15 protein-coding genes are annotated in these 15706 nt (G+C 57.0%); 12 read left to right on the top strand and 3 right to left on the bottom strand.

The genetic code is table 11. The features are described 5' to 3' along the window. The first annotated feature begins 11 nt into the window (after window positions 1-11). The 9 genes from rpsP (at window position 12) to sppA (ending at window position 7782) form a co-directional block, all read left to right on the top strand. Window positions 12-269: a 30S ribosomal protein S16 gene (rpsP, locus tag AC0L8N_RS16385; protein WP_473669111.1), complete on the top strand. Its 258-nt coding sequence runs from the start codon at window positions 12-14 to the stop codon at window positions 267-269. Window positions 270-296: 27 nt separating this feature from the next. Continuing rightward, window positions 297-827, top strand: a complete 531-nt coding sequence (gene rimM / locus AC0L8N_RS16390) for a ribosome maturation factor RimM (RefSeq protein WP_473669113.1) — start codon at window positions 297-299, stop codon at window positions 825-827. Between the two features lie 3 nt (window positions 828-830). Next, entirely contained in the window at window positions 831-1580 is a 750-nt protein-coding gene (gene trmD, locus AC0L8N_RS16395) for a tRNA (guanosine(37)-N1)-methyltransferase TrmD (protein WP_473669115.1), read from the top strand. Window positions 1581-1636: 56 nt separating this feature from the next. After that, window positions 1637-1981, top strand: a complete 345-nt coding sequence (rplS, locus tag AC0L8N_RS16400; RefSeq protein WP_068616097.1) for a 50S ribosomal protein L19 — start codon at window positions 1637-1639, stop codon at window positions 1979-1981. Between the two features lie 139 nt (window positions 1982-2120). Continuing rightward, entirely contained in the window at window positions 2121-2987 is an 867-nt protein-coding gene (locus AC0L8N_RS16405) for a TRAP transporter TatT component family protein (protein WP_473669117.1), read from the top strand. A 42-nt stretch (window positions 2988-3029) separates the two neighbouring features. Beyond that, a complete protein-coding gene (locus AC0L8N_RS16410; protein WP_473669119.1) occupies window positions 3030-4103 on the top strand; it encodes a TRAP transporter substrate-binding protein in 1074 nt (357 codons plus the stop codon). After that, window positions 4103-4627: a TRAP transporter small permease gene (locus AC0L8N_RS16415; RefSeq protein ID WP_473669121.1), complete on the top strand. Its 525-nt coding sequence runs from the start codon at window positions 4103-4105 to the stop codon at window positions 4625-4627. Before AC0L8N_RS16410 ends, AC0L8N_RS16415 begins: the two co-directional genes overlap by 1 nt. After that, window positions 4627-5877 carry a TRAP transporter large permease gene (locus AC0L8N_RS16420; RefSeq protein WP_473670201.1) on the top strand — a complete coding sequence of 417 codons (1251 nt, stop codon included), beginning with the start codon at window positions 4627-4629 and terminating at the stop codon, window positions 5875-5877. The genes AC0L8N_RS16415 and AC0L8N_RS16420 overlap by 1 nt, the downstream gene beginning before the upstream one ends. 51 nt (window positions 5878-5928) lie before the next feature. Then, window positions 5929-7782, top strand: coding sequence for a signal peptide peptidase SppA (sppA, locus tag AC0L8N_RS16425; protein ID WP_473669123.1), 1854 nt, complete (start codon window positions 5929-5931; stop codon window positions 7780-7782). Window positions 7783-7789: 7 nt separating this feature from the next. Here sppA and AC0L8N_RS16430 read toward each other — a convergent pair whose 3' ends face one another. Genes AC0L8N_RS16430 through AC0L8N_RS16440 form a run of 3 tightly spaced genes read right to left on the bottom strand, consistent with a single transcriptional unit; the run spans window position 7790 to window position 10595 of the window. Then, window positions 7790-8344 (bottom strand): GNAT family N-acetyltransferase, encoded by a 555-nt coding sequence (locus AC0L8N_RS16430; protein ID WP_473669125.1) that lies wholly within the window; start codon window positions 8342-8344, stop codon window positions 7790-7792. 13 nt (window positions 8345-8357) lie between these two features. Beyond that, window positions 8358-9386 carry an L-threonine 3-dehydrogenase gene (tdh, locus tag AC0L8N_RS16435; protein ID WP_473670203.1) on the bottom strand — a complete coding sequence of 343 codons (1029 nt, stop codon included), beginning with the start codon at window positions 9384-9386 and terminating at the stop codon, window positions 8358-8360. Window positions 9387-9395: 9 nt separating this feature from the next. Then, a complete protein-coding gene (locus tag AC0L8N_RS16440) occupies window positions 9396-10595 on the bottom strand; it encodes a glycine C-acetyltransferase (RefSeq protein ID WP_473669127.1) in 1200 nt (399 codons plus the stop codon). A 66-nt stretch (window positions 10596-10661) separates the two neighbouring features. Between AC0L8N_RS16440 and AC0L8N_RS16445 the strand changes: the two genes are divergently transcribed. The 3 genes from AC0L8N_RS16445 (at window position 10662) to AC0L8N_RS16455 (ending at window position 15702) form a co-directional block, all read left to right on the top strand. Beyond that, entirely contained in the window at window positions 10662-11057 is a 396-nt protein-coding gene (locus tag AC0L8N_RS16445) for an RNA-binding S4 domain-containing protein (RefSeq protein ID WP_473669129.1), read from the top strand. Between the two features lie 118 nt (window positions 11058-11175). Further along, the gene (gene putA, locus AC0L8N_RS16450) at window positions 11176-14322 is read left to right on the top strand and encodes a bifunctional proline dehydrogenase/L-glutamate gamma-semialdehyde dehydrogenase PutA (RefSeq protein ID WP_473669131.1); all 3147 of its coding nucleotides are present in this window, start codon (window positions 11176-11178) and stop codon (window positions 14320-14322) included. A 21-nt stretch (window positions 14323-14343) separates the two neighbouring features. Beyond that, window positions 14344-15702, top strand: coding sequence for an L-serine ammonia-lyase (locus AC0L8N_RS16455; protein ID WP_473669133.1), 1359 nt, complete (start codon window positions 14344-14346; stop codon window positions 15700-15702). The last annotated feature ends 4 nt before the right edge of the window (window positions 15703-15706 follow it).

The raw sequence follows: 15706 nt of genomic DNA on the forward strand, positions 1-15706 counted from the left end.
ACGGAATTGCAATGGTAAGTATTCGACTTTCACGCGCTGGTGCGAAGAAACGGCCGTTTTATCACCTCGTAGTCACCGACAGCCGTAACCGTCGGGATGGCCGCTACATCGAGCGGGTCGGATTTTTCAATCCGGTCGGTACCGAAAAAGAAGAGAACCTGCGTATCGATCTCGAACGCGTGGACTTCTGGCTGGGTCAGGGCGCAAAACCGTCCGACCGCGTTTCGACGTTGCTCAAGGCCAGCCGCAAGGCATTGGCTGCCAGCTAAGGCATTGCCCGGCACGCTGGTCAGGTTATGGCCGGTGCACAGAGCAATAGCCGCGTGCAGGATCGGCAACTGATCGTTCTTGGCCAGGTCGGTGCTCCTTGGGGAGTGCGTGGCTGGGTCAGGCTGAATTCCTACACGGAACCTCGCGAAGCGCTGCTGGACTACCGCGATTTTTACTTGCGACAGGACGGCGAATGGCGAGCTGCGCGGTTTGCTGAAGGGCGGCCTCAAGGGAAATCGCTGGTTGGCCGCCTTGACGGTGTGACGGACCGCGACGAGGCTTTGCTGTTTCGTGGCGCCGAAATTGGTGTGCAGCGCGAGCAAATGCCGGACCCCGGTGATGGGCATTTTTACTGGTCGGACCTTGAAGGTCTGACGGTACGGCGGCAGGACGGACAGGTGCTGGGCCAGGTTGCGTATATGTTGGCAACCGGCGAACACGACGTAATGGTCGTGCGCGGTGAACGGGAAACGTTAATCCCGTTCGTGATGCGAAAGTTTGTACTCGATGTTGATCTGGACAAGCGCCTGATCAGCGTCGACTGGGAATGGGACTGAACGATGCAGATACAAGTCGTCAGTTTGTTTCCCGAGATGGTTAGCACAGTGTCGGAGTACGGCGTGGTGGGCCGCGCAGCGACCAGGGGGCAATTGTCACTTGGACTGCAGAACCCGCGCGACTTTGCTGACGATACCCACCGTACGGTCGATGATCGCCCCTACGGCGGCGGTCCCGGCATGGTGATGAAGTTTGAGCCGCTGGCGGCGGCCATAGGTGTTGCCAAAGCGGCTTTGCCGGCCGACAGCCCGGTGATCGGATTGTCGCCTCAGGGCAGGGTTTTTGACCAGGCGGCGGCAAGACGGTTGGCGGCGTTGCCAGGCATGGTATTGCTGGCAGGGCGCTACGAGGGCATCGACGAGCGAGTGGTTGATGCTTGCGTCGATGAAGAATTGTCGCTGGGTGACTTTGTACTGAGCGGCGGTGAAATTGCTGCGATGGCAGTGATTGATGCGGTTGTCAGGTTGTTGCCCGGCGTGTTGGGGGATGATGAGTCAGCCGCACAGGACTCGTTTATGGAGGGCTTGCTGGATTGCCCGCATTACACGAGGCCCGAACAGGTCGATGGAAGGCAGGTACCGGAGGTACTGCTGTCTGGCGACCATGCTCGAATCGCCCGCTGGCGACACCAGCAGGCACTCGGGCGCAGCTACACCAGACGGCCCGACTTGATTGACAGGCTAGTGCTAACGGACGAGCAGCGAACATTGCTCGATGAGTATTTACGGCAGCAGGATAACGTGGACGGCTAGCGTCCGGTTTCTGTTGAAAATAAACACGCGGCGTTGAAGCCGGCAGGTAGAGAACGATGAGCAAAGTAATCGAAGCGATCGAAAACGAACAGATCACCCGGGAAATTCCTGATTTTGCACCGGGTGATACCGTGGTCGTTCAAGTACGGGTTAAAGAAGGCGAGCGCGAACGTCTGCAGGCGTTCGAGGGCATCGTTATTGCCAAACGCAATCGCGGCCTTAATTCGTCATTCACGGTTCGTAAGATCTCTCACGGTGAAGGCGTCGAACGCGTATTCCAGACCTACAGCCCGGTGGTTAACGCGATTGAAGTGAAGCGTCGCGGCGACGTACGCCGCGCGAAGCTCTATTACTTGCGCGGACGCACCGGCAAGGCTGCGCGTATCAAGGAAAAGATCTAGTTCGCCTTGCGACCGGAGTTATCGCCGTGCTGTGGTGTCAGCCATAGCACGGTGTATCCCGGCCTCGCTGGCAACCGGCATCATGGTGGCCCGGGGTTGATGACCCGAACTCATTCCTGCCAATGAGGTCAATCGAGCCATGATCAAACTATCGACATTATTTTATCGCGGCCTGCTGCCCGCGCTGGCGCTGTCGTTTGCAGGTTGTGCATCGCTGGTTTCCTCAGCCGCCAGTGGTTTTGCGGACAATCTCAGCGCCGCCGTCCTCAATCAAAACGACCCGCAAACTGTGCGGGATGGCGCGCCATCCTATCTTTTGCTGCTCGACAGCTTTATCGAGGGCAACCCTGACAATCCCGATGTGCTGGCCGCTGCGGCGCAGTTGTATGCGTCGTACGGCGCCGTTTTCGCGACCGAGCCGGGGCGATCTGCTCGCTTGACTGAGCGGGCCCGCAACTATGGCGCTAAAGCCCTTTGCCTGAATTTCTCGCCTTCCTGTAGCTGGAAGGAGATGGACTTCACAGCATTCGAGCAAACATTGGATAAGCTAAAGCCGCGCAACGCGGAATATCTGCTGGCCTACTCGGTGGCGTCGCTGGCCTGGATCCGCGCGCACAGCGACGACTGGAACGCCTTGGCAGAGTTGCCGCACATGGAAGCCATGTTGACCCGCTACCTCGATATCGGCGAACCGACGGCGGCTGCGTCTGTCTATAGCTATTTGGGCATACTGGCAACTTTGCGGCCACCTGCACTCGGTGGCAAACCCGAAGAAGGGCGGGCGCATTTCGAGCGCGCTGTGGAGCTCACGGGCGGCAAGGATCTTGCGGTCAAACTCGAATTCGCGCGCGGTTATGCACGACTGATGTACGATCGCGAACTACATGATCGGCTGCTTCAGGAAGTCATGGCGGCAGATCCGGTGGTTGATGGTTTTACATTGACGAATGTGTTGGCACAGCAGGATGCTGCGGCGTTGCTTGAAAGCGCTGACGACTATTTTTAATCGGCAACGAACGATCGACAGTTGCCGCAACGGAGGAAGCTGATGCGAAACCCGATGGCCAATTTGTTTGCCATACTGGCCTTGATGGTCGGCACTGCTGCTACTGCGCAAACCACTCAGATAAAAATTGCGACGCTCGCACCGGAAAACTCTCAATGGATGAGCGAGTTTCGCGCAGGCGCGAAAGAAATCCGTGAGCGCACGGCTGGCCGGGTCCAGCTCAAATTCTATTCCGGCGGTGTGCAAGGCAACGAAAACAAAGTTCTCCGCAAAATTCAGATTGGTCAGCTGCACGGCGGCACATTCGCACCTACCGATTTTCAAAAACGATTTCCGGACTTGAACATTTATGGTTTGCCATTCGTGTTCAGAACAGAAGATGAAGTGGACTATGTGCGCAGTTTCATGGATGAGAAGCTGGCCTCGGGTTTTGATGAATTGGGTTTCGACACGTTCGGATTTGCCAGTGGTGGCTTCGCCATCGTCATGTCGAACACTCCGGTTAGTAGCTACGACGACCTGAAGGGCAAAAAAGTCTGGTTACCGGAAGGTGACCTGATCAGCTACGAGGCGATGAAAGCGCTGGAGTTGTCGCCGGTAGCGTTGCCAATGACAGATGTCCTGACCGGTCTGCAAACCGGGCTGATCGATATTGTTGCGATCCCGCCGGTGGTCGCGCTCGCCTTGCAGTGGCACACCAAAGTGAAGTTCGTGACCCAGCTGCCAGTGCTCTATGCCATGGGCTTTATGGCCATCAGTGAGCGTGCGCTGGCGAAGCTATCGACGGATGACCGGCACGTCGTTGACGATGTATTGAAGCGCATTTACGCAACGGTGAATGAGGCCAGCGCGGCCGATTCGGAAAATGCAGTCGATGCCTTGCTTAACGTTGGCTTGCAGAACGTCGAACCGCGTGATGGCGAGTTCGAGAAAATCCGTGCGATCATGCGTGAAAACAATCGCGACATGGCTGAACGCGGGATGTTCTCTACAGAATTGCTGGACGAAATGCAGCAACACTTGCGCGACTACCGAGAGAAAAATGGCGAAGCGGCTGGCATGACGTCCGGTGGCAGTGCTGACGACACGGGTACGGCGAGTATCGGGTCGCGCTGATGCCTGATCGACCGCGGGGCCTGCTCGGGCAGCTGGAGGGCTTCGGCACTGCTGCTGAAAACGCTGCTTTGGTGTTGTTGCTGGGTGGCTTGATGCTGTTGGCCGTCGGCCAGATCGTCATGCGAATCTTCTTCAGCGCTGGTTTCGTCTGGGTCGACGAACTACTGAAGCTGATGGTGTTGTGGATTGCACTGATAGCGTCGATAGCGGCCAGTCGTAGCGGACGTCACCTGCGTATCGATGTACTCTCCCATTTCATGCCGAAACGCCTTGCGCGTCTGCCAATGTTTATCGCCGAAGGATTTGCCGCCGGTATTTGCGGGCTGTTGGCATGGCAGTCATTTCGCTTCGTCCAGCTGTCCCATGAATTTGGCGATACCGTGCTGGTTGATACACCCGCGTGGGTCGCTCATAGCATCGTGCCGATCGCGTTTGGCTTGATGAGCTACCGCTTTTTATTGTCGATGCTGCATGAAGCAGTGCAACTCATGCGCTCCATGTTGTTGTCGAGCCCTGAGCAATGATGGCGCTGAGCATACTGCTGGTGATTCTCGCGGTCATTGGCGCGCCGTTGTTTGCGGTGATCGCGGGCAGTGCGATGCTTGGCTATTATCGTGAGGGCATAGACTTGATGGCGATTGCCATCGAAGTGCTCGGCATCGCCAGCATGCCGTTCCTGTCGGCTATTCCCTTGTTCACGTTTGCCGGCTACCTGTTGAGCGAAAGCAATGCCCCTCGGCGACTCGTTCGCCTTACCGGTGCATTACTGGGTTGGATGCCAGGTGGTCTGGCACTGGTGTCACTCGCGGCATGTGCATTTTTTACTGCGTTCACCGGTGCATCCGGCGTGACGATTATCGCGTTGGGCGCGATTCTCTACCCGGCGTTGCGTCAGGACGGTTATCCCGACAATTTCAATCTAGGCTTGGTAACCACCTCAGGAAGTCTGGGGCTCTTGTTCGCACCGTCGTTGCCGCTGATTCTTTACGGCATCGTCGCAGAAGTATCTATTGATGATTTGTTTCGTGCCGGAGTTTTGCCTGGGCTGTTAATGCTCGCCATGTTGTCTGGCTGGAGCCTGTGGGTGAACCGTGCCAACCGCAAACCATTGGCATCCTTCTCGATGAAGGAAGTTGGCGGTGCGTTGTGGGAGTCCAAATGGGAACTGCCGTTGCCGGTGGTTGTGCTCGGTGGGATTTACTCCGGGTACTTTGCGGTGTCAGAAGCCGCCGCGATTACGGCGCTGTACGTCCTGATAGTAGAAGTGTTTATTCTGCGCGAGATATCGCTGCGTAAATTGCCCGAAGTAATGCGCGAGTCGATGTTGCTGGTGGGCGGAATACTGATCATTCTTGGCGTATCGCTGGCCTCTACCAATTACATGATCGATGCGGGTGTGCCGCAGAAATTGCTGTCGATAGTCACCGAGCTGGTTTCGAGCCCGGCCAGCTTTCTGGCATTACTACTGATTTTCCTGCTGGTACTCGGTGCCATACTCGATATTTTTTCCGCTATCGTTCTGGTGGTGCCGCTGATTTTGCCTATCGCATCGATGTATGGCATTGATGAAGTGCATCTCGGCATCGTATTCCTGGCAGCGATGCAACTGGGATATTTGACCCCGCCGGTGGGCTTGAACTTGTTCATTGCCAGCTATCGCTTTGAAAAGCCGATCATGACGGTATACGCAGCGACTTTCCCGTTCCTGCTTATCCTGATGCTGTCGGTACTGATTATTACTTACTGGTCCGATCTCTCGTTGTTGCTCCTTTGATGCGGGCGATGCTCGCAGGGGCGGTTGTACTGAGTGTCAGGAGTGTTGTCCGTGTCTGATAGGAACGTACTGGTACGGGGCCTTGCCGCGATCTGGCACGCCATTGATGGCGTGCGCAAAGTCCTGCACCTGATCGTGCTGCTGTTTGTCTTTTCCATTATCGTCGCTGCATTGTCGTCAAGTGCACCGTCATTGCCGGCAAAGGCGGCGTTGCAGATTCCGCTGTACGGCAATCTTGTCGAACAGCTTGAGGGTGATCCCTTTGATCGCGCCATCGCCGAGTTGATGGATGATGTCGCGCCGCAGATTCTGGTCCGCGATGTTATTGCCGCTCTCGACTATGCGGCGGATGACCCACGTATCAAAGTGGTCGTTTTGGATCTCAGCGGGCTTGGTGGTGGCGGGCTCAGCAAAGCGCGGCGAATCGCTGATGCACTGACGTCGTTTCGTGAATCTGGCAAGCTCGTGATTGCCCACGCCGATTTCTACAGTCAGACGGCGTATTACCTGGCGGCGCACGCAGACGAGGTCTACATACACCCGCAGGGCTATCTTGGCCTGCAAGGGTATGGCATTTATACAAATTACTTTAAAGACGCCATCGACAAGCTGAAAATCGACTGGAATGTATTCCGAGTCGGTACTCACAAGTCTTTCGTTGAGCCGTACACGCGCAACGACATGTCCGATGCCGATCGCAGTTCGATGAGTCGAATACTGGGGCAGCTCTGGAGCCTTTACAAAGACGGGATAAGTAGCGCTCGCGAAGTTCCGGCCGATAGCCTTGATGAGTGGATGGCGAGTCTTGCGGCGAAACTGGAACAGCCGGGTAACACTGTCGCGACACTCGCGGTCAGTGCGGGTCTGGTGGATGACCAAATGACCCGTCAGCAGTTGCGGGAACGGATTGCCGCGTTGGCTGGACGCGACGACGAGAGCGCGCTGGGCTATAGCGCGGCGGGACTGAGCGAGTACGTTGCGCAAATGCGCTTGTTGGACGCTGTGGATAACTCGCCGAACAAGATTGCGATCGTCGTAGCCTCGGGCGAGATCCTTAATGGCTATCAGTCGCCGGGCACGATCGGTGGCGAGTCCACCGCTGAACTGTTGATGCGTGCTCGTCTGGACGATGAGGTCAAAGCGGTCCTTTTGCGGGTAGACAGTCCTGGTGGCAGCAGTTTTGCGTCAGAGATTATTCGCCACGAAGTGCTTGCGCTAAAAGCAGCGGGCAAACCTGTGGTTGCATCTTTTAGCAGTTCCGCCGCCTCGGGTGGTTACTGGATATCAATGGCGGCGGACCGGATTATCGCGTCTGAAGCTACGATTACCGGCTCCATAGGCATCTTCGGCATGTACCCGACGTTTCAGCGTTCGCTGGCGGCATTGGGCGTTTATACCGATGGAGTTGGCACCAGTGCATTGGCCGGTACTGCCAGGGCTGATCGGGAAATGACCGCGGAATCGAAGCGTATTGCACAAGCGACCATCAATGATGGCTATGACCAGTTTATTAGCTACGTTGCAGACCATCGTGGAATGAGCAAGGAGGCCGTCGACCGCATTGCGCAAGGTCAGATATGGACCGGGCGGGATGCACTGGACAATGGACTGATTGACGAGATCGGCGACTTCGAATACGCCGTGTCGGTAGCTGCCGAGCTCGCATCATTGCCTGAAGGTGAATATGGCTTGCATTATTTTGAGCCCGAACTGAGTCCTGCCGAGTTGTTGGCGCTGCAGTTTTTGGGCGGCGCGCAGGCAGTCGGCATGGACATAGGCAATTTTCGACGGGAACCTACGGCGGTGCAGCGCGTTGCTGCGTTAGTCGAGAACACGTTACGACCGTTGACGCGTTTCGATGATCCGCGCGGGGTCTACGCGCACTGCCTTTGCGAGTTTGATTAAGCGTGGGTTAGCGGTCGTCTTCGGTGTGCTGCCATTGCCATCGCAGCAGACCGTAGATAACCAGGTCTTCGTAACGTTCGTTCTTGAACGTGTGCTCGCGCTGTACGCCTTCATGTTGCATGCCGAGCTTCTGCATGACCCGGCCCGATGCCGGATTGCGTGCCAGATGCGACGCGTGCACCCGGTGCAGCTTGCACTCAGCGAACCCGAAGTTAACGACAGCGCGCGCGGCTTCAGTGCCGTAGCCCTGATTCCACCAGGGAACACCTATCCAGTATCCCAGATTGGCGCGCCGGAAGGCTTGCTCGATACCGAGGCTAATGGCGCCGATCAATGAGTGATTACTCTTGAGAGTCACCGCGAAGACCACTTGTTCACCGTTGGCCAGGTGTTTCGTGTGCGTGCCGATCCACTCTTCGGCCATCGACAGGTCGTACGGGTGCGGAATATTCAGGGTCATGTCGGCGACCCGGTTGTCGGCGGCCAGCTCGGTAACGGCGACCGCATCGTCCAATGAAAAACTGCGCAGGATGAGTCGCGGTGTTTCGAGTACCGGTAACACGAGGAGGTAGTGGTCAGCTGGTCCAGTCGAGAATGATCTTTCCTGACTGACCTGATTCCATCAGCTCGAACGCTTCCTGAAAGTCATCGGCCGCGTAGCGATGGGTGATGATCGGGTCAATGGTCAGGCCGCTTTGCAACATGCTGGACATCTTGTACCAGGTCTCGAACATTTCGCGGCCGTAGATGCCTTTCAGGACCAGGCCTTTGAAGATGACCTGATTCCAGTCTATCGCTGTTTTATCCGGGGGAATGCCCAACAGAGCGACCTTGCCTCCATGGTGCATGGTGCGCAGCAGATCGGTGAACGCGAGCGGATTGCCGGACATCTCCATACCGATGTCAAAGCCCTCGGTCATCCCGAGTTCGCGCATTGCGTCGTCCAGTGAATCGCGGGTGACATTCAGCGCTCGGGTCGCGCCAAGTTTGCTTGCCAGCTCAAGTCGATAATCGTTGATGTCAGTAATGACGACGTGGCGCGCCCCGGCGTAACGAGCTATGGCGACGGCCATAATGCCGATTGGGCCCGCGCCTGTGATCAGCACGTCTTCGCCAACCAGGTCAAAAGACAGCGCGGTGTGGGTTGCATTGCCTAACGGATCCAGCACCGCAGCCATGTCGTCGGTAATGGCATCTGACAACTTGAAGACATTAAATGCCGGTACGGAAATGTATTCGGCAAATGCACCCGCTCTATTCACACCCACGCCGCTGGTGTTCATGCACAGATGACGACGACCGGCGCGACAATTGCGACAGACACCGCAGGTAATGTGGCCTTCCGCGGAAACCCGATCGCCAGTTTCAAAGCCCACGACTTCACTGCCGAAATCGACTACCTCACCACAAAATTCGTGGCCCACGGCGATCGGTACCGGGATAGTCTTGCGAGCCCAGTCGTCCCACTGAAAAATGTGAATATCAGTGCCGCAGATCGCGGTGCGACGTACGCGAATCAAGACGTCATTGTGGCCGATCTCCGGCTCCCGAATGTCCTCCATCCAGATGCCGCGTTCAGCTTTGGCCTTGACCAGTGCTTTCATCATTTTGTCCTATTGAATGACGCCGAGTTCGCGGCCTACTGTTGCAAAAGCAGCTACGGCTTTTTCCAGGTGAGAGCGGTCGAGACCCGCCGACATTTGCGTGCGGATTCTGGCCTGGCCACGTGGCACGACAGGAAATGCGAATCCGATCACGTAGACGCCGTGATCCAGCAACTTGTCGGCCATCGCCGTTGCCAGTTTTGCATCACCGAGCATGACCGGAACGATTGGGTGCGCGCCGGGTTTAAGATCAAAGCCTAGCGCAGACATTTCAGTTCGGAAGTAGCGGGCGTTGTCGTGCAAGCGGCGGCGCAGGCTGTCATCGTTTTCGAGGAGGTCGAGTACTGCAATGGAGGTTGCAGCAATGGCCGGTGCAACGGAATTCGAGAACAGGTAGGGGCGCGAACGTTGTCGCAGCCAGCCGATTATTTCCTTGCGTCCGGATGTGTAGCCGCCAGACGCGCCGCCCAGTGCCTTGCCGAGCGTGCCGGTAATGATATCGACGCGGCCCAAAACATCGCAGTGCTCATGAGTGCCGCGACCCGTAGCACCCAGAAAGCCGGTGGCATGGCAATCGTCGATCATGGTGACGGCGTTGTACTTATCGGCGAGCTCACAAATACTTTTTAGGTCGGCAATCGTTCCGTCCATGGAGAACACACCGTCAGTAACGATCAGCCGGTGGCGACTGCTCGCCGCATTCTTCAACTGTGACTCAAGGTCGTTCATGTCATTGTTCTGGTAACGAAAGCGGCCGGCTTTACTGAGCCGAATACCGTCGATAATACTGGCATGATTCAGCGCGTCGCTGATGATGGCGTCTTTGTCGTCCAGCAAGGTCTCAAAGAGGCCGCCGTTGGCATCGAAACACGATGGGTACAAAATGGTGTCTTCGGTGCCAAGGTATTCGCTGATACGGCGTTCGAGTTCCTTGTGTATCGTTTGCGTGCCGCAGATAAAACGAACTGATGCCATGCCGTAGCCGAACTCATCAAGAGCTGTGTGGGCGGCCTGAATGATCGTCGGGTGATTAGCGAGGCCAAGGTAGTTGTTTGCGCAAAGGTTGATGACTTCGGTTTCTGAGCCGTTCTGTGCGACCTTGATGTCCGCCTGTTGCGGCCCGGTAATGTGGCGTTCCTGCTTGAACAGTCCTTCGTCCTTGAGGGCTTCGGTTTGGGTCGCCAGCTGGTCTAGTAAGGTTGTTGACACGGGATTGCTCTCTTTGGTCAAAGGCAGCAAAGTATATCAGGGTGACCCTATGGTACAGAGCCGCTAATGCAGACGAATCCGCCGGCCGGGCTACGAATTGATCGTTGGCTCTGGTTCACACGCTTCTACAAAACCCGCACGCTCGCAGGGCAGGCGGTAGCGGGCGGGCATGTGCGGATCAACGGCGTTCGTGCGCGTCCGGGCCAAGAAGCAGCGGTTGGAGACAATGTTGAGCTCGTCAAGAATCAACTGCCGTGGAAGATTCAGGTAGTCGCTATCCCCGCGCGTCGTGGTCCGGCGAGCGAAATGACGGGCTGTTACAGCGAAGATGCAGAAGTGGTGGCGCAACGTGATGCATTGCGACGCCAAATCAGCAGCGACCGGCGCCAGATGCCAACGACCGAAGGCCGGCCGGACAAGCACACAAGGCGTTTGCTACGGCAACGTAACAGAGGCGAGTAAGCGACAGAATCCCAACTCTCTTTTATGCGTATTATCGAGCGGCTACACTGCGGCGTGTCGCTCTGGGAATCCTTCACCAGGTTGGCAAGGACACTCGGCTGCCACGGACGATCACGCTATGAAGTTTACTGAACAAGGTTCGGCCAGTACGCACCCTCTGGGTAAGGTCAGTAAGTTGTACCTTGCAGACGAGGCTGTGCTGGTCAGTCGATTGGCAGCAAAAGCCGACGCTGGTGAGGCGGGTCGCGCACAGGTTCAGGCAACAGCAAAAACACTGGTTGAAGCCGTGCGCCGGCACTCGGCCAATGACGGCGGTATCGATGCTTTTCTGCAGCAGTACGACTTGTCGTCGGAAGAAGGTGTGTTGCTCATGTGTATCGCGGAAGCGTTGCTGAGAATTCCGGATGCCGACACGGCTGACCGATTGATCGCCGACAAGATTACTGCGGCGCGCTGGCAGGATCACATTGGCGCCAGTGACTCTTTGTTTGTTAATGCATCGACCTGGGGGCTGATGCTTACCGGCAAGATACTGAAGGTCGAAGACGCGGCGAAGCGCAACCCGGCCCATTACCTCGGCAAACTGGCTAGTAGCGCCGGTGAACCGGTTGTTCGGGCGGCGATGCGTCAGGCGATGCGCATCATGGGGCATCAGTTCGTCATGGGTCGCAACATATCCGAGGCGATCAAACGTTCATTGAAGAAAGACAATGCCCGCTATCGTTATTCGTTCGATATGCTCGGCGAAGCGGCGTTAACAGCGATTGATGCCGAGCGCTATTTCGAATCGTACAGCCGGGCTATCGCGACAATTGGCGAGAGCACTTCTGACGACAACATATTCAGCGCACCGAGTATTTCGGTGAAACTGTCGGCACTGCACCCTCGCTACGAGTACACCCAATACAAGCGGGTAATGAACGAGTTGGTACCTGTGCTCACCGAGTTGGCGATGAAAGCGCGTCAAGCTGGCATAGCCCTGACCGTGGACGCCGAGGAAGCGGATCGCCTCGAGCTGTCGCTGGATGTTTTCGCAGCGGTGTATCGCGATAAGCGACTGAGTGACTATCAGGGACTCGGTCTTGCCGTACAGGCATACCAGCGACGTGCGACCGATGTAGTGCAGTTTGTTGCAAGCCTGTCCAGTGAGTACGGCCGACGTATTCCGGTACGGCTGGTGAAAGGCGCCTATTGGGACACTGAGATCAAGCGAGCGCAGGAGCTGGGACTTGGCAGCTACCCGGTTTTCACCCGCAAGGCGCACACGGACGTGTCTTACCTTGCCTGTGCCCGGCAAATGCTGGCAACAGGGGAGCAGCTCTACTCACAGTTCGCGACACACAATGCGCACACGCTTGCGAGCATCATGCATTTCGCCGGTGCGGGTAACGATTTTGAATTTCAACGTTTGCACGGTATGGGCGAGGAGCTGTATGACGAAATTACGGATCCTGACAAGTACAACAAACCGTGCCGGGTATACGCGCCTGTCGGCAGCCACGAAGACCTGTTGCCTTATTTGGTACGCCGTCTTTTGGAGAACGGTGCAAATACATCGTTCGTCAACCGGATCATAGACGAGAGCGTCGCCGTCGAAGATATTGTTGCGGACCCGGTTGCATTGGCGCAAACGACAGAGTTTCAGCCGCATTCAAGGATTCCGTCACCCGGCGGCCTGTTTGGCGAGCGACGTCGCAACTCGGCTGGGCACAATCTCGCGGATCGTGACGCTACCGCAGCATTGTTGAAGGCGATGCAAGCTGTGGATTCGATGTCGATTGCCGCGGCGCCTATCGTCGGCGGCAAGTTATTGGATGGCGAGTCCGGGGTTTCCGTTAACCCGGCGAATAACGCTCAGGTTGTCGGCCACTGCAAGCAGTCTACGCCGGCGGCGGTCGAGAAGGCGCTCGACCTTGCGGTTGCTGCACAGCCAGCATGGGATGCAATGGATGTGGAGCAACGTGCGCTGATCCTTGAGCGTGCCGCTGACCTTTATGAACGCGATACGGCACAGCTGATCGCCTTGTGCGTACGTGAGGCCGGCAAGACTATCCCTGATTCAATTTCAGAATTGCGCGAAGCCGTCGATTTTCTCCGTTACTACGCACAGCAAGCCCGGCTACATTTCGCGACAACGCAAGTGTTGCCGGGACCGACCGGCGAAAGCAATGAACTCGGGATGCGCGGGCGCGGTGTGTTCGTTTGCATCAGTCCATGGAATTTCCCATTGGCAATCTTCACTGGGCAGGTCTCAGCGGCGTTGGCTGCTGGCAATGCCGTACTGGCCAAGCCCGCTGAACAGACGCCGTTGATCGCATTCAAGGCAGTGCAGTTGTTGCAGGAGGCCGGTGTACCGGACGACATCCTGCATTTCTTACCGGGAGACGGCGCGGCAGTAGGCGGGCACGCTGTTGCCGATCCGCGGGTCGCTGGTGTGGCATTTACCGGTTCTACGGAAACGGCGCGGTTGATTAACCGCACGCTCGCTCAACGTGATGGACCGATCGCGGTGCTGATTGCCGAGACCGGTGGCCAGAACGCGATGTTTGTAGACAGCTCTGCGTTACCTGAGCAGGTTGTCGATGATTGCGTGGCGTCCGCGTTTAACGCCGCCGGCCAACGGTGTTCGGCATTGCGGATATTGTGTGTGCAGGAAGACATAGCGCCAAGGGTCATTTCGCTCTTGCAAGGCGCGATGCAGGAACTGGTGATAGGTGACCCGGGCGATCTGGCGACTGACGTTGGGCCGACCATCGATGATGCGGCGCGTGCAGGCTTGCAGGCGCATCTTGACGACATCAGCCATGAGGCGACGGTAATACGGCAATGCCGTTTGCCGGCAACCGCCAGTTCGGGCACCTACTTCGCGCCGGTTGCCATCGAGATAGGCAGCATCGAGTTGCTTAAGAAAGAAGTATTCGGGCCCGTCCTGCATGTCTATCGTTACCGGCGCCGTAAACTTGCCGAAACAATCACTGCCGTTAATGCCACGGGTTTCGGTTTGACAATGGGACTGCACAGCCGGATTGGGGCTCGCGCAAGAGCGTTCGTAAAGCAATCCGGTGCAGGCAATATTTACATCAATCGCAATATGATCGGCGCGATAGTCGGTTCACAGCCGTTCGGTGGGCGTGGCCTGTCCGGCACAGGACCGAAGGCCGGCGGGCCGAACTACTTGCCGCGCTTCGGTACGGAGTATGCTGTTAGCAATAACGTTGCGGCGGTTGGCGGCAATGCTGGCCTGTTATCACTCTCTGAGTCCTGAACGAATCCAAAGGCGCGCCTCATGGCTGAAATCAGTGTCTTCGACATATTCAAGATCGGTGTAGGACCTTCCAGTTCGCACACGGTAGGCCCTATGAAGGCCGCGTTCGAGTTCGCTAATTCGCTGGCGGCCGCATCGTTCGACCTGACGAGCATCAACGTGCGTCTGTACGGCTCGCTTGCGTACACCGGGCGCGGGCACGGCACCGACTCTGCCGTATTGCTGGGTTTGAGCGGCGCTCATCCAGCCACTATCGACCCGGATAGCATGGAGCCGACCTTGCGACGCATTTACGCCGAACATCGTCTGAATGTACCTGGTGTCGGCGAGATTGATTTTGATCCTGAGAACGATCTTGTCTTCGATTTCGAAGACGAATTGCCGCGCCATACCAATGGCATGCGCTTTAGCGCCTTCGATCAAGCCGGCACGCAACGGCTAAGTGAAGACTGGTACTCGGTAGGCGGCGGGTTTGTCGTACGTGGCGAAGAGCCGGAATCCACGCCACAGGAAGGCGAACCGCCGTATCCCTTCGCGGATGCCGCAACATTGCTCGGGCTCGCTGCCGACACCGGAATCAGTATTCCGGAGTTAATGCTGCGAAACGAACGACACTGGCGTTCCGAACAGGAAATCAAGGAACGGTTAGGAGCGATATGGCAAGCAATGCGCAGCTGCGTGCAACGCGGCCTCGTTACTGAAGGGGTGTTGCCGGGCAAGATGTCGGTGCTGAGGCGCGCTCCCAAGTTGCACCGTACGTTGCAGGAACGCAGCGACGGTGGCGGGCTCGACACGATGGACTGGATTAATGCGTGGGCGATCGCCGTTAATGAGGAAAATGCGGCTGGGGGGCGTGTCGTTACCTCACCGACCAACGGTGCCGCCGGAATTATTCCCGCGGTCCTGCATTACTACAGCGAGTTGGTGCCCAGCGCGACGCAGGCTGGCATCGAACGCTTTTTATTGACCGCTGGCGCGATCGGCATCCTGTACAAGATCAATGCGTCAATTTCAGGCGCCGAGATGGGTTGTCAGGGCGAGGTCGGTGTCGCCTGTTCGATGGCGGCCGGCGGCCTTGTTGCGGCGTTGAGTGGCAGCAATCAGCAAATCGAGAACGCCGCCGAGATTGGCATGGAACACAACCTCGGCCTGACCTGTGATCCGGTGGGGGGTCTGGTGCAGATTCCGTGCATCGAACGCAACGCCATGGGCGCGCTTAAAGCCATTAATGCGGCACGTCTGGCGAAACATGGCGACGGTACCCACAAAGTGTCGCTCGATCAGGTGATTGCGACGATGCGCCAGACGGGGATCGATATGTCGACCATTTACAAGGAAACGTCGCGCGGCGGTCTGGCGGTCAACGTTCCCGAGTGTTGATTGC

The sequence above is a fragment of the Woeseia sp. D3-10 genome (assembly GCF_055809415.1).

What these genes read in the sequence shown, in the direction of transcription:
- rimM (WP_473669113.1), top strand. Translation starts at nt 297, where the DNA reads ATGGCCGGTGCACAGAGCAATAGCCGCGTGCAGGATCGGCAACTGATC.
- rpsP (WP_473669111.1), top strand. Translation starts at nt 12, where the DNA reads ATGGTAAGTATTCGACTTTCACGCGCTGGTGCGAAGAAACGGCCGTTT.
- AC0L8N_RS16415 (WP_473669121.1), top strand. Translation starts at nt 4,103, where the DNA reads ATGCCTGATCGACCGCGGGGCCTGCTCGGGCAGCTGGAGGGCTTCGGC.
- trmD (WP_473669115.1), top strand. Translation starts at nt 831, where the DNA reads ATGCAGATACAAGTCGTCAGTTTGTTTCCCGAGATGGTTAGCACAGTG.
- AC0L8N_RS16455 (WP_473669133.1), top strand. Translation starts at nt 14,344, where the DNA reads ATGGCTGAAATCAGTGTCTTCGACATATTCAAGATCGGTGTAGGACCT.
- AC0L8N_RS16420 (WP_473670201.1), top strand. Translation starts at nt 4,627, where the DNA reads ATGGCGCTGAGCATACTGCTGGTGATTCTCGCGGTCATTGGCGCGCCG.
- putA (WP_473669131.1), top strand. Translation starts at nt 11,176, where the DNA reads ATGAAGTTTACTGAACAAGGTTCGGCCAGTACGCACCCTCTGGGTAAG.
- AC0L8N_RS16445 (WP_473669129.1), top strand. Translation starts at nt 10,662, where the DNA reads ATGCAGACGAATCCGCCGGCCGGGCTACGAATTGATCGTTGGCTCTGG.
- AC0L8N_RS16410 (WP_473669119.1), top strand. Translation starts at nt 3,030, where the DNA reads ATGCGAAACCCGATGGCCAATTTGTTTGCCATACTGGCCTTGATGGTC.
- rplS (WP_068616097.1), top strand. Translation starts at nt 1,637, where the DNA reads ATGAGCAAAGTAATCGAAGCGATCGAAAACGAACAGATCACCCGGGAA.
- tdh (WP_473670203.1), bottom strand. Translation starts at nt 9,386, where the DNA reads ATGAAAGCACTGGTCAAGGCCAAAGCTGAACGCGGCATCTGGATGGAG.
- AC0L8N_RS16405 (WP_473669117.1), top strand. Translation starts at nt 2,121, where the DNA reads ATGATCAAACTATCGACATTATTTTATCGCGGCCTGCTGCCCGCGCTG.